Source organism: Streptomyces sp. NPDC043680, assembly GCF_056436685.1.
This window is the reverse complement of the sequence record NZ_JBWKCE010000019.1, coordinates 16,422-29,746: the sequence shown is the minus strand read 5'-3', so window position 1 is coordinate 29,746 and position 13,325 is coordinate 16,422. Positions and strand designations below refer to the sequence as shown.

General features: G+C 73.4%; 11 protein-coding genes. 6 read left to right on the top strand and 5 right to left on the bottom strand.

The window, feature by feature from the left end; genetic code table 11:
* The first annotated feature begins 33 nt into the window (after positions 1-33).
* Positions 34-669 (top strand): hypothetical protein, encoded by a 636-nt coding sequence (locus AC0666_RS28165; RefSeq protein WP_478708566.1) that lies wholly within the window; start codon positions 34-36, stop codon positions 667-669.
* Positions 670-1,228: 559 nt separating this feature from the next.
* Here the strand turns inward: AC0666_RS28165 and AC0666_RS28160 are convergent.
* Positions 1,229-2,455 carry a M20 metallopeptidase family protein gene (locus AC0666_RS28160; protein ID WP_468963984.1) on the bottom strand — a complete coding sequence of 409 codons (1,227 nt, stop codon included), beginning with the start codon at positions 2,453-2,455 and terminating at the stop codon, positions 1,229-1,231.
* A 239-nt stretch (positions 2,456-2,694) separates the two neighbouring features.
* Positions 2,695-3,789 carry a carboxylate-amine ligase gene (locus AC0666_RS28155; RefSeq protein ID WP_468963985.1) on the bottom strand — a complete coding sequence of 365 codons (1,095 nt, stop codon included), beginning with the start codon at positions 3,787-3,789 and terminating at the stop codon, positions 2,695-2,697.
* Positions 3,790-4,091: 302 nt separating this feature from the next.
* On the opposite strand from AC0666_RS28155, the gene AC0666_RS28150 reads away from it, so the two are divergent.
* Together AC0666_RS28150 and AC0666_RS28145 are read left to right on the top strand one after the other, a co-directional pair.
* The gene (locus AC0666_RS28150) at positions 4,092-5,873 is read left to right on the top strand and encodes an N-acetylglutaminylglutamine amidotransferase (RefSeq protein ID WP_468963986.1); all 1,782 of its coding nucleotides are present in this window, start codon (positions 4,092-4,094) and stop codon (positions 5,871-5,873) included.
* A 71-nt stretch (positions 5,874-5,944) separates the two neighbouring features.
* A complete protein-coding gene (locus tag AC0666_RS28145; protein ID WP_478708565.1) occupies positions 5,945-8,281 on the top strand; it encodes a S9 family peptidase in 2,337 nt (778 codons plus the stop codon).
* Between the two features lie 71 nt (positions 8,282-8,352).
* Here the strand turns inward: AC0666_RS28145 and AC0666_RS28140 are convergent, their stop codons facing one another.
* Positions 8,353-9,150 (bottom strand): DUF4190 domain-containing protein, encoded by a 798-nt coding sequence (locus tag AC0666_RS28140; protein ID WP_468963988.1) that lies wholly within the window; start codon positions 9,148-9,150, stop codon positions 8,353-8,355.
* Positions 9,151-9,557: 407 nt separating this feature from the next.
* On the opposite strand from AC0666_RS28140, the gene AC0666_RS28135 reads away from it, so the two are divergent.
* Complete coding sequence (locus tag AC0666_RS28135) at positions 9,558-10,340, top strand: polysaccharide deacetylase family protein (RefSeq protein ID WP_468963989.1); 783 nt, start codon at positions 9,558-9,560, stop codon at positions 10,338-10,340.
* A gap of 45 nt (positions 10,341-10,385) precedes the next feature.
* On the opposite strand, the gene AC0666_RS28130 is transcribed toward AC0666_RS28135, so the two are convergent.
* The gene (locus AC0666_RS28130) at positions 10,386-11,009 is read right to left on the bottom strand and encodes a TetR/AcrR family transcriptional regulator (protein ID WP_468963990.1); all 624 of its coding nucleotides are present in this window, start codon (positions 11,007-11,009) and stop codon (positions 10,386-10,388) included.
* A gap of 100 nt (positions 11,010-11,109) precedes the next feature.
* On the opposite strand from AC0666_RS28130, the gene AC0666_RS28125 reads away from it, so the two are divergent.
* The gene (locus AC0666_RS28125; protein ID WP_468963991.1) at positions 11,110-12,144 is read left to right on the top strand and encodes an aldo/keto reductase; all 1,035 of its coding nucleotides are present in this window, start codon (positions 11,110-11,112) and stop codon (positions 12,142-12,144) included.
* A gap of 19 nt (positions 12,145-12,163) precedes the next feature.
* Here the strand turns inward: AC0666_RS28125 and AC0666_RS28120 are convergent, their stop codons facing one another.
* Positions 12,164-12,667, bottom strand: coding sequence for an HXXEE domain-containing protein (locus AC0666_RS28120; protein ID WP_478708564.1), 504 nt, complete (start codon positions 12,665-12,667; stop codon positions 12,164-12,166).
* Positions 12,668-12,739: 72 nt separating this feature from the next.
* On the opposite strand from AC0666_RS28120, the gene AC0666_RS28115 reads away from it, so the two are divergent.
* Complete coding sequence (locus AC0666_RS28115) at positions 12,740-13,291, top strand: TetR/AcrR family transcriptional regulator (protein WP_468963993.1); 552 nt, start codon at positions 12,740-12,742, stop codon at positions 13,289-13,291.
* Positions 13,292-13,325 lie beyond the last annotated feature (34 nt).

The window sequence follows — 13,325 nt, the reverse complement described above, 5'->3', positions numbered from 1 at the left end:
CATACGCTGCGGCGGCCGGGGTAGCCCCACGGGGTGGAACGTGAGCGGCTGACGTTCGACGGGTGGATCGCGGCCGTCGGAACGGAGTCCGGTACGCGCGTGGTCGTCGGGCACTGGCCGTGCTCGCCCCTGGGGCCGTTCAGCGACGTGATGCTGGAGCGTGCCGACGGACGGCGCATCCTCCTCGCGCCCACCGCCCGTATCGCGGAGTGCGTCGCGGACATCTACCACTTCGACGAGGTCCGCACCGTGCCCGTCAGCGTGCGGAGGCGGGACACCGCGTGGGACGTTGCGGCGGGGCCGTTGGTCCTGCGCTTCACCACCGGCGGACGGGGCGCCCTCGGCCTCGCACTGCGCGCCGTCCCGGGGGCGCTCGCCCGGCGGCCGGGCTGGGCGGCGCTGGCCGACGTGCCCGCGCGCCTGCTGCCCGGCGTACGGACGCGGGGCAGCTCGCGCCCCGGATACCGCCAGTGGTACGCGGCACGCGACCTCCGGCCGATCACGGGCGCCGCTGCATCCTTCGACGGGGTCGACCTCGGTCCGCTCGCCGCCGTCGTCCCGCCCGTGCGGTTCGGTTTCGGGTCGGCCCCCGCGAGGCCGGCACTGGTGCGGGTGGTCTCCACCGTCGAACGACCCCGTGCAGGACCCCCCGGGCCCCCACCGCCCTGACACCACCCGCCTCCCGGGCCGCCCCGGCCCGGATCCGCATCCCGATCAGCCGAGCGCGGCGGCGACCATGCCGGGCTCGTGGGAGCCTCCCCGCTGGTGCCCGACCCCGGCCGGCCGGTTGGCCGCGTTGCTCAGGGCGACCCAGGCAGACCAGCGCGGCGGTCTGGCCGTCGTCGCAGTGCTTGCGCACTCGGCGGTGTTCCGCCGGATCGCGCACCGGGAACGGCCACACGCCGCGGCGCACCGGCCCGCGCGGGATCGTTTCCCCGGAGGCCGTCCCGCGGCCCGTCACGGGCGCCGAACCGTAGCCCGCCTGCCGGCCGCCGGATTCGGCAGGGGCCAGCGCCGAGGGGTCGCTGCGGCCGGCGCAGGTCCACGGATACTCTGCCCAGCGGCGACGGCCTCGTCACCGGCTGCTACGCCCTGCGCCATCCCCCAGAGGCTGTCGCACATGCAGCGGGAGACCGCCCTGCGCCGCTGAGCGGTCCGGCCACCGGGGATCCGGCCGTCGGGTCCGCCCGCACGACGGGTCGCTCCCGGTCGGCGCTCCCGGTCCGGTCTACTCGCGGCACAGGGCCGCGGCCGCGTGGAGGGCCGAGCCCGTGGCCAGTGCCTCCTCGTCGAAGACGACGCGGTTGGAGTGGAAGTCGGGGGCTTCCTCTGGCGTAACCCCGGGCGGGCGGGCGCCGAGGAAGGCCATCGTGCCCCGCACCTGCTGGAGGACGTAGGAGAAGTCCTCGGCGCCCATGAACGGCTGGGGCAGGCGGTGGACCCGGTCGGGGCCGAGGAGCGCGGCCGCGGTGTCGTGCAGGGCCGCAGTGCGGGCGTCGTCGTTGACCACGGGCGGGTAACCCTCGGACAGCTCCACCTCGACGCGGGCTCCGTGCGCGGCGGCGACGTGGTGGGCGACGCGGGTGATGCCCTCGCGCACGAGCTGCCGCGTGGCGGGGGAGAGGGTGCGGAAGGTGCCGCGGAGCTCTGCCGTTTCGGGGATGACGTTGCCCGCGGTACCGGCGTGGAGGGAGGCGATGGTGACCACGGCCGGATCGAAGACGTAGACGGTCCGGGTGACCATGCTCTGCACGGCCTGGACGATCTCGCATGCGACGGGGACCGGATCCAGGGCGAGGTGCGGGGCGGAGGCGTGCCCGCCGCGGCCGCGGACGGTGACGTGCAGCCGGTCGGAGGCGGCGAAGGTCGGACCGGGCCGCAGATGGACTGTGCCGCTGTCGAAGCGGGTCGTGACGTGCAGGGCGAACGCGGACCGCACGCCGCGGCCGTCGGCGGTCTCCAGTACGCCCTCGTCGATCATGTGCCGGGCGCCGCCGTCGGATTCCTCCGCGGGCTGGAACATGAACACGACGCGCCCGGCCAGCTGCGAGCGCCGGGCCGACAGGAGCCGGGCGGCCGTGACGAGCATGGCGGTGTGCATGTCGTGTCCGCAGGCGTGCATGGCCCCCGGCACCCGGGAGGCGAAGTCCAGGCCGGTCTCCTCGTCCAGCGGCAGGGCGTCCATGTCGGCGCGCAGCAGGACCGCGGGGCCGGGCCGGGCGCCGTCGAGGGTGGCCGTGACGGAACTGAGGCGGGAGCCGGTGGCCAGGTCCAGCCCCAACCCGTCCAGCGCCTCCAGCACGGCGCGCTGGGTGCGGGGCAGGTGCAGGCCCAGCTCGGGGAAGCGGTGGATACTCCGACGCAGGGCGACCGTGTCGGGCAGGAGGGCGTGCGCCTCGGCGAGCAGTCCCCGGAGTGCTTCCCGGGACGCGGTGGCCGGGTCTGCCGCGCTCACCGGACCACCTCCACCCCGCGCCCGTCCGGGAGGGTCGTCTCCGCGCACGCACGCCGCCGCTCCGGGACCCCGGCCGGCAGGACGATACGCACGACGACTCCTTCAGCTGCACGAGGTACGGACGGGTCCTGCGTCACATGTCATGACTGCCCTCCCATCGCGGCCGCCACGCCGACGGCGGTCCACGCGGGCAGGCACCCCCGGTTTTGCGAGGTCCGCCCGCAGGCCGTCGCCAGGCCCTAGGGCGCGGTGCTCTGGGTGGTGATCAGCTCGATCAGAGCCGGCAGGCCGCCCTCCGCCATCGCCCGGCGCTGCCGGTCGGCCGGCGCGCCGTCCCGGAGGAGCCGGTGGACGAGGGCGGTCACCTCGCGGGAGTCACCGGCCTCGTCCAGAGCCGGCCGTACGTGTCGCATGAGCAGGCCCACGGCGTCGCGGGCGCTGTGCCGCCCCCCTTCGCACCCCACCAGCGGGCCGCTCACGCCGTATCGGGCGGCCTGCCAGGTCGCGGCCTGCAGCAGTTCCTGGGGGCAGTCCGGGAGCGGCGCCCCCGACTTCGCGTCCTGGACGGCGGTGGCGACGAGCGCGCGCACGAGGCCTGCGAACATCACCGCGTCGTCGGCCCGCAGCTGGACGTCGGTGCACCTGATCTCGACGGTCGGGTACTTCTCCGAGAGTCGGGCCTGCCAGTACAGCTGGCCTGCGTCCGTGATGACGCCCGAGTTCACGAGCCCGGCCACGCGCCGGTCGTAGTCCGCGACACCGGCGAAGACCGGCGGGGGACCGCTGACCGCCCAGCGCCCGTAGACGAGGGTGCGCCAACTCGCGAAACCGGTGTCGCGCCCCTCCCACAGGGGGGAGTTCGCCGACATCGCCAGCAGCGTCGGGAGCCAGACGCGGATCCGGTTGAGCACCTCGATGCCCATGTCCCGGTCCTGGACGCCCGCGTGGACGTGCATGCCGTTGATCAGCTGCTCGTCCACCAGGCGGCGGGCCTGGCAGCGCATCTCCAGGTAGCGCGCCTTGGGGGTGACGGGCACCGGCTCGGCGGCCTTGACCGGGGCGGTCCCCGTCAGGGCCGCCCGGCAGCCGATCTGCTCGGCGGCGGAGCCGATGGCGTGCCGCAGGCGCAGCAGGTGGCCGCCGACCTCGTCGAGCTCGGTGCACACCGGAGTGGCGATCTCGACCTGTGCTTGGAGGAGCTCGGTCTGGACCTCGTCCTCCTCGCTGACCGGATCCAGGCCTGCGGCCGCGCGGACCGCATCCGCCCGGGGCACCGGGAGCCCGGTGTCCGGATCCACCAGCAAGTACTCTTCCTCGACCCCGACAGTGATCACCTGGACGAGTATTCCAGTCGATGTCCGATGAGGGAATTTTGCCCCGCTTCTCAGGGTGGCGTGGCGGGCCGGGGCCCGTCCGGCCCCTGCACCGAGAGTCAGAGATCGAACACAGGGGCTTAAGAGGCGTGTGTGCGGGCAGTCGCCCAGCATGTCGATCGCCTGTTCGGCCCAGGTCGTACGGCGTGGGCAGGCAGAGCACGGGAGTGAATGCACATGCTGGAGGAGGCGTCCGAGGCCTGCGTGAGACAGGCGCCCACAGGGCGGCGGTCCCGAGGTGCGAACCGACCTGGAGGTGCCGCATGTGTGGCCTGAGCGGGGAAGTACGTTTCGACGGCGGACGGCCGGACCTGGCCGCGGTCGAGCGCATGACCGACGAAATGGAACAGCGGGGCCCTGACGGCAGGGGTCTGTGGTCCCAGGGGGCGGTGGCGCTGGGCCACCGGAGACTGAAGATCATCGATCTGTCGGAGAACGGCGCACAGCCGATGACCGACGCGGAACTGGGCGTGACGGCCGTCTTCAACGGCTGCATCTACAACTACCGCGAGCTGCGCGGACGCCTCCAAGGGCTGGGGCACCGCTTCCACTCCGACTCCGACACCGAGGTCCTCCTCAGGGCCTACGGGCAGTGGGGCCGGGAGTGCGTCGAGTTCCTGGTCGGGATGTTCGCCTTCGCCCTGGTGGAGCACCGCACGGGCCGTGTGGTGCTGGGCCGTGACCGGCTCGGCATCAAGCCGCTGTACCTCACCGAGGACGGCGACCGCCTCCGCTTCGCCTCGTCCCTGCCCGCCCTGCTGGCGGGCGGCGGCGTCGACACGTCCCTCGACGCGGTGGCGCTGCACCAGTACCTGAGCTGGCACGGCACCGTGGCGGCGCCCCGGACCGTGCTGTCCGGCGTACGCAAACTGCCGCAGGCGACCGTCCGCGTCATCGAACGGGACGGCACGCACCGTGACCACTGCTACTGGCAGCCGTCGTACACCCGCCGCGCCGAGTTCGGCCGCGATCCGGCGCTCTGGCAGGAAGCCGTGCACGAGGCCCTCCGCACAGCAGTGAAGCGCCGCACCGTCGCCGACGTGCCGGTGGGCGTGCTGCTGTCCGGCGGGCTGGACTCCAGCCTCATCGTGGCACTGCTCGCCGAACAGGGGCAGAGCGACCTGGCCACCTTCGCGATGGGCTTCGAGTCGGAGAGCGGGGAGGAAGGAGACGAGTTCCCGTACTCGGACCTGGTCGCGCGGCGGTACTCCACGGAGCACCACCAGTTCCTGATCCCCTCCGACCGGCTGCCCGCCGCACTGGAGTCGGCGATCGGCGCCATGAGCGAGCCGATGGTCAGCCACGACGCCGTGGCCTTCCACCTGCTGGCGGAACAGGTCGCCAAGGACGTCAAGGTCGTCCTGTGCGGGCAGGGCGCGGACGAGGTGTTCGCCGGGTACCACTGGTACCCGCGGATCGCCGCGGCCGGGCGCACCGATGCGCCGGACGCGTACGCGGAGGCCTACTTCGACCGCACGCACGACGACGTGACCGCCCTGCTGCACGAGGACGCGGCCCCCGACCACGACGCCTCGCGTGAGTTCGTCCGCGGGGACATGGCGGCCCCGGGCGCGGAGAGCGCCCTCGATGCCACCCTCCGCCTGGACATCCACAAGCTGATGACCGACGACCCGGTCAAACGGGTCGACAACATGACGATGGCCTGGGGTCTGGAGGCGCGCGTGCCGTTCCTGGACCAGGAGCTCGTCGAACTGGCCGCCGCCTGCCCTCCGGGGCTGAAGCTGGCCCAGGGCGGCAAGGGGGTGCTGAAGGACATCGGCCGGCAGATCCTGCCCCGGAAGGTCGTCGACCGACCCAAGGGCTACTTCCCGGTGCCGGCGGTGCGGCACATGGCCGAGCCGGTGCTCAACCGGGTACGGGAGGCCCTGACCGCTCCGGAAGCGCGCCGACGGGGCCTCTTCGACCAGGGCCGCGTGGCCGAGATGCTCGCGGACCCGACCGGGCACCGGACGAAGCGCGGAGCCAGCACCCTCTGGCAGGTGGCCTCGCTGGAGATCTGGCTGCAGACCCACGGCATAACCTGACACCGAACCCCCGACGCCGAACCCCGAACACTGAACGGTGAGAGTCCCCGGAAGCCCTCGAAGAGGCCCCCATGCCCCTGGATCGCTCCGCACGCCGGCACCGTTTTCGGCCCGACGGCGCGGCGGCGCCCGGTCGGACCGCACGCCCCGACCCGGGCCACGCCGCTCCGCCGGGCCCCGCGTCCGCGCCCGGAGCCGCGTCCCCGCCGGGCCCGGCCCTGGCGCCCGTCCCCGTCCACCTGGCCGACTCGGGCGCGGTGGACCCGCCGCCGGTGCTCGCCGCCCACGGGTGCTGGTACCCCTCGGCCGACCCCACCGGCGAGCACGTGGCGTACATCTGCGACCGGGCCGGTGTGCCACAGCTGTGGAGCGGGCCTGCCCGCGGCGGCGAGGCCCACGTCCTCGACGCCGACCCCGACCCGGTGACCGAGGTGTCCTGGTCGCCCGACGGCCGGTGGATCGCGTACACCGCGGCGCCGGGAGGCGGCGAGCACACCCGGGTCCTGGTCGTACGCCCGGACGGGACCGGCCGCCGGGTGCTCGCCGGAGCCGAGCCGGGGGCTTCCGCCCACCTGGGCTGCTGGACCCGTGACGGAGCGGCGCTGGCCGTCACCGTCGCCCAGCCGTCGGGGGTGGCCGGAGCGCACAGCGGCGCGGGGCACCTGCCGCAGGACGCCGACCCGGCCGTCCCCGCCGGCCCTTCAGGGGAGGCGTGGACCGAACGCGACGGCCACGCGACCCTGCTCGATCCGCCGGCCCGGGCTGCGGGCTCCCGCGAGGGCGCGGCATACGGGGCGACAGCGCTGCCGATCCTGGCCCCTGGAGGGACGGCCCTGCCGATCCTGGCACCGGCGGCCCCAGGCGCGCCCGCCACGGCCCCTGCCGACGCCCACGCCCCCGTCGACGCCCACGCCGGAGCGACGATGAGCGGGGGCCTGGCCGCCTACCTCATCGACCCGGACGGCACCCGGGCGCCCGCCCTGCTCTACAGCGAAGCGGGCGCCGCCTCACTGCGCGTGTGCGACATCGGCTCCGAAGGCCGGTTCACGCTGCTGCGCCGCGGACCGCGCGGACGCCGCGAGGCACTCCTGCTGGACACGGCCTCGGCGGGTCGCATCACGTTCAGGCTCCCCGTCGCCGACGGCGACCCGTGGATCGGCCGGCTCTCCGCCGACTCGCGGGTCCTGTGGCTGCGCAGCGACGCCGACCGCGAGTTCGCCGCCCTCCTCAGGGCCCAGCTGGACCAGGAGGGCGCCCTCCAGGACCTGGTCGTGGCCGCCGAACGGGAGGAAACCCCGCTCGACCTGCTGACCCTTCCCGACCACGGCCGGTGGGCCCTGCTGGCCTGGAACGTCCACGGCGCAAGCGAACTGGAGACCGTGGGCCTGCCCGCCACGCAAACGGACGAGCCCGTGGGCCCGCACCACCGGTCGGACCTGCCGCACGAGGTGGTGACCCGCATGGCACCGGTCGGACGGGGCGGGTTGTTCGCCGCGCTCTCCGGCTCCCGGCGCAGGCCCGGCATCTGGGACCTGACCGGCGATTTCGCCCCGGTACGCACCGGTTGGTCGGCGAGTGACGAGGACGCGAGGCCACCGGGACGGCCCCCGGCCACCCCGGTTCCGCTGCGATGCCGTGCCCGGGACGGGCTCATGCTGGGCGGCTGGTACTACCGGGCGCCGGAACGCGACCCGGGGCGGCCGGGGCCGTGCGTGATCCACCTGCACGGCGGCCCGGAAGAGCAGGAACGGCCGGTGTTCAGCCCGCTCTACCACGAGCTGCTGGGTCGCGGCATGGACGTGTTCGCCCCCGACGTCCGCGGCTCCTCGGGCTGGGGACGGTCCTTCGTGGACGCCGACCTCGGCACCGGCCGGTTCGCGGCGATCAACGACGTGGCGGACTGCGCCGCGCACGTGGTCTCCCTCGGGTACGCGGATCCGCTGCGCCTGGCCGTGATGGGCCGCTCGTACGGGGGCTACCTCACCATGGCCTCGCTGGTCTGGCACCCCGACCTCTTCCGCACGGGCGTCGCCGTCTGCGGAATGTCGGACCTGGCCACCTTCTTCACCGGCACCGAGCCGTGGATCGCCCAGTCGGCCGCGGCCAAGTACGGCCACCCCGAACGCGACCGGGACCTGCTGCGGGCCCTGTCCCCGATGAGCCGCATCGACCAGCTGCGCGCCCCGGTGATGGCCGTTCACGGAGAGCACGACACCAATGTGCCCCCGACGGAGTCGGAGCAGTTCGTCCGGGCCGCCCGTGAGCGGGGGGTACCGGCCGAACTGCTGACCCTGCGGAACGAGGGACACGAGTTCCTGCGGGCGGACAACCGCCGCCTGTACCGGCGGGCCGCCGCCGACTGGATGGAACAACACCTCGGCAGCGCCACGGCCGCGGCCCCCCGGTGACGGCGGCGCTGACGGCGGGCTCCGACCGTCGTCAGCGCCGGCCCGCGTCGACGCCGACCCTCGGCGGCACCTCAGGAAGAACCGGTGGTGTGGACCGATCCCGTGCTCGTGCCGCTGGTGCTGCCCAGGAAGCAGGTGACCTCGCGGTCGCCCCGGATCCACGTGGTGACCTGCGGGAAGTAGTAGTACACCTCCATGGTCTTCGGGAGCTTCGCGTCATCGCCCACGTAGTCGGTGAGCGCCGTGCCGCCGCACTTCTCCTCGGCGATCGAGATGACCTTGTCCTTGCCCGGGTACGACCCGTCCTCCAGGTTGAAGACGTGGTACGCCTCGCCCTCGTGAGCCTCGGCACACGGCACGATGCGCACCGTGAAGCCGGCCTGCCCGCCGTCCGCGTCGTCGTACTCCTCCAGGTCTCCGCCCGTGTTGAAGCAGTCGCCCTTGCGGATGTCCTCCACGGCGCTGGAACCCGGGGTGGTCACCTGGCCACTGGTGTCGCGCTTCGGCGACGGGCCGTCGTCCAGGACTCCGGAGAGCCCGAGGACGAGCAGGATCACGTAGAAGAGGATGGTCGCGCCGTGGATGGCGATGCCCGCGATGGCGAAGCCCTTGCCCTTCTCGCCGCGGGTGCGGATCTGGGAGAGGGCGATGATGCCGAGGATCAGCGGGACCAGCGGTACCGCGCAGAGGATCGACATGACGAACGAGACGATGGCGAGCGAGTTGGTCTTCTGCAGCGCCGGCGGCATCGGGGGCGGTGCGTACCAGCCCTGCGGACTGCCGTACGGCCCGGGCTGCCCCGACTCTCCGTACGGGCCCGACTGCGGGTACGGCTCGGGGGAGGACGGTGGCTGCGGGGGTATGGACATACGGGTGGCGCTCCTTGCACAGACGGTGAGAGGCAACTTACAGCCAGGCGCTGACAACGCAGGGCCGGGGGGTCTGCCGGGCGCGCGGTACACCAGCGGGTCGTCGCGCCCGGGCCGCGCCGGTCGACGGCTGCGCGGGTCCCGACAGTTGACGCACCGCCGACTCGGCCTCCGGAGCCAGGGCGGGGGCGGCGGGGAGCTGAACGGAGCCGGGCACTGACACCGCCGGGGGCCGCGGCGTGCCCCGGTGTCCGGGGACGGGAGCTGCTGCGGGGCGGGCGGGCACGAGCCGGCTGCGGCCCGGCGCACCGCATGTGCCGCGCACCACAGAAGGGTCCGGTACGCGTGGCCTACCCTGGCTCGGACACGCGAGATCCGGGGGCCGAGCGCAAAGGAAGAGCGCGTCCATGGGCATCACCAGCAGTTCCGTGCGCCGTCGGCGGGCGGGCTCCGCCGTGGCGGCGGCCGTCCTCGGCCTCCTGGCGGCCACCGGCACACCGGCCCTCGCCGCCGCGGACGGCTCGGCGGCCCGGTCCTCGGCCGCCAACCCCTCCGGGTCCGCCCACGGCGCGGCCCCGGTTCCGCTGGGGATTTCCCGGCTGGCCCAGGGCTCGGGCCACGACGTCGCCATCACCATCGACGATGGTCCGGACCCGCGCTGGACTCCGCAGGTCCTCCAGGTGCTGCGGCAGAACCACGTGAAGGCCACCTTCTGCATGGTCGGAACGCGGGCGCAGAAGTACCCGGAGCTGGTGCGCGCGGTCGCCGCCGACGGGCACCAGCTGTGTGACCACTCCGTCGACCACGACGTGACGATGGACCACAAACCCGTCGCGTACCAGCGGCAGCAGATCCTGGACGCCAAGGCCATGATCGAGAAGGCTGTGCCGGGCGTCGCCGTCACCTACTACCGTGCACCGGGCGGCGCCTTCACCCCCGACAGCCGTGCGATAGCCGCCGCGAACGGGATGCGGCCACTGGGCTGGAGCGTGGACCCCAAGGACTGGAGCCGGCCGGGCCTGAGGGCGATCGTCGCCGCGCTGGAGGGCAAGCTGCCCCGGCAGCCGACCGTCCTGTTCCACGACGGGGGCGGCGACCGCAGCGAGACGGTCGCGGCGCTCAAGAAGTACCTGCCCTGGCTCACCAAGCAGGGCTACACCTTCACTTTCCCGGTCCGTACCACCCCGTAGTCGCGGTCGGCACCTCGCAACCGCGATGGGTACCCCGTAAGCCGGCTACGCCTCCCGTACGTACGCCCCCGCGCGCGCGGCCGCCGCCGCGGCCATGGCGGCGCGGTCGGCGGCGTCCTCGTCGAGGGGGAGGGCGGTGGTCAGGAGGCGGTAGTAGAGCGGGGCGGACGCCGCGCGGATCACCTCGTGCGGGTCCGTGCCCTCGGGCACCTCCCCGCGGGTGGCGGCCTGTTCGACACAGGGCGCCCATGCGTCGACGCGGGCGGTGTAGAAGCCCTGCAGGGCCTCCGCCGCCTTCGGATCGCAGGTGGCGGCCGCGATCACCGCCTTGAACAGGGCCCCCTGCCGTGGATCGGCCAGCGTCCGCTGCACCAGGCGGGTGTTGGCCCTCAGGTCCCCGAGCAGTGAGCCCGTCTCCGTGCGGGGCACCGACTGCTGAGCCATGTCCAGCAGCAGGTCGGCCACGAGTCCGGTGGTCGTGCCCCAGCGGCGGTAGACGGTCGTCTTCCCGACCTCCGCCCGGCGCGCGATGTCGGCGAGGTCCAGGTGGGCGAAGCCCTGCTCGGCCAGGACGTCCGCGGCGGCGCGCAGCACGGACGCCCGCACGCGCGCGGTACGCCCTCCGGGCCGGGAGGTGCCCGGGTCCGACTCGACTTCCGCAAACTCCATAACGGGTCTCCAGTTCCATTAGCTGCGGCTGCTTGCTACGCTGCAATCATCTTAACGGAACCATAGCCCCATTAGCGGGGTGCGGGAGAGGGGATTCGTCATGGAGTACAGGCGACTGGGTGCGTCCGGGCTTCAGGTTCCGGCGCTCAGCTTCGGCGCCGGGACCTTCGGCGGACAGGGGCCGCTCTTCGGTGCCTGGGGCACTACGGGTGTCGAGGAGGCGCGTCGCCTCGTGGACATCTGCATCGACGCCGGGATCACCATGTTCGACACCGCCGACGTCTACTCCGGCGGCGCGTCGGAGGAGGTCCTGGGGGCCGCCCTCAGGGGGCGCCGGGACCGGGTCCTGATCTCCACCAAGGCCGGCCTGCCCATGGGAGACGGCCCCGGCGACGCGGGGACCTCGCGATCCCGCCTGATCGCTTCCGTCGACAACGCCCTGCGCCGCCTCGACACCGACCACATCGACCTCTTCCAGCTGCACGCCTTCGATGCCGGCACCCCGGTCGAGGAGGTCCTGTCCACCCTGGACGACCTGGTGCGGGCCGGGAAGATCCGACACATCGGCATCTCCAACTTCTCCGGCTGGCAGGCGATGAAGTCGCTCGCCGCCGCCGACCGCCGCGGCCGGGAGCGCTATGTCGCCCACCAGGTCTACTACTCCCTCATCGGCCGCGACTACGAATGGGAGTTGATGCCGCTCGGGCTCGACCAGGGGCTGGGCGCGATCGTCTGGAGCCCCCTGGGCTGGGGGCGGCTCACCGGCAAGGTCCGCCGGGGCCGGCCGCTGCCGGCCGGCAGCAGGCTGCACGACACCGCCGACTACGGGCCGCCCGTGGAGGACGAGCACCTCTACCACGTGGTCGACGCCCTGGACGAGATCGCGCAGGAAACCGGGAGGGCGATCCCGCAGATCGCCCTCCGGTGGTTGCTGCAGCGGCCGACCGTGTCCTCCGTCATCATCGGCGCCCGCAACGAGGAACAGCTGCGCCAGAACCTCGGAGCCGTGGGCTGGACGCTCGCGCCCGAGCAGATGGCGAGGCTCGACGCGGCGAGCAGCCGGACGGCCCCCTACCCGTACTTCCCGTACCAGCGCCAGGAGGGCTTCGCCCGGCTCAACCCCCCGGTGGTCTAGGGGTACGTCGCCCCCCGGTTCAGATGCCGCTGCCCCGCTGGTGGGCGGTCGAGGCGGTGCGTCGGGTGGCAAGCAAGGCCACTCCGTGGACCGTTGCCGTCGTGAGGGCGGCCAGGCCCAGGCCGTGCAGCACCGCCTCGCGCGCATTGCCGTTCGTCAACGGAACGCCTGCTGCACGCATCTGTCGGGCAGCCCACAGGGCGTACGGAATCACCACGGTCGGCGCCGTCGCCACGCCCGGCGTGTAGCGGCCCAAGGCGGCGGCCGAGGCCAGGTGGGTGACTCCGTGCAGGCCGAAGCCCGTCACGGCCGTGCGGAAGAAGCGGCTCTGCCCACCGGTGCGGGCACCCGCGACCGAGGCCGCCGCCACGACGCAGCCCATGAGCCCGATCGCGACGTTCACCCGGCGCTGGGGCGCCCGGGAGAAGCGCGCCATCGTGGCGAGCTCTTCGGCGTCGTTCAGCACCCAGGCGGCCAGCAGCCCCCACGTCACGGTGGCGGGGACAGCACTCTTGGCGGGCATCGGCAACCTCTCCCTCGACGTACAGTGATATGCAACGCAACGTTGCGTTGCATATCACTGTACGATGCCTCCATGAGCGACACCAGAGGTCCCCGCGCCGCCTCCGCCATCTTCAACGCCACCCTCGAACTGCTGGCCGAGCACGGGTACGACGGCCTCACCATCGAGGGCGTCGCTCGGGCTGCAGGCGTGAACAAGACGACCCTCTACCGCTGGTGGCCCTCCAAGCCCGCCCTGGTGCGCGCCACCGTGTTGCATGCCCGGGCTCTCGACATCTGCGTCCCGGACACCGGGAGCCTGCGCGGAGACCTGGTTGCGCTCGTCGAGCAGGTGATCGGGCTGCTCACGGGGCCGTACGCCGAACCGGTCGTGCGCGCCCTGGCAGGCGGATCGGGCCGGCCGGAACTGGCGGAACTCACCCGGGAGCTGTTCGCCGAACGCTTCACCCGCGAGCAGCCCGTCTTCGAACGTGCCCGCACCCGGGGTGAGTTGCCGGCGACGGACCCCAAGCTGCTCGTCGACCTCGTCGCCGGCGCCGTCTGGGTCCGGGTGCTGCTGCGCCGCGAACCGCTGCCGGATGGCTTCGCAGCCGAGGTCGTGGATGCGGTGCTCCCGCGACCCTGAGGGGTGCTGAGGGCGCCGACCCCTCCGGCCACCG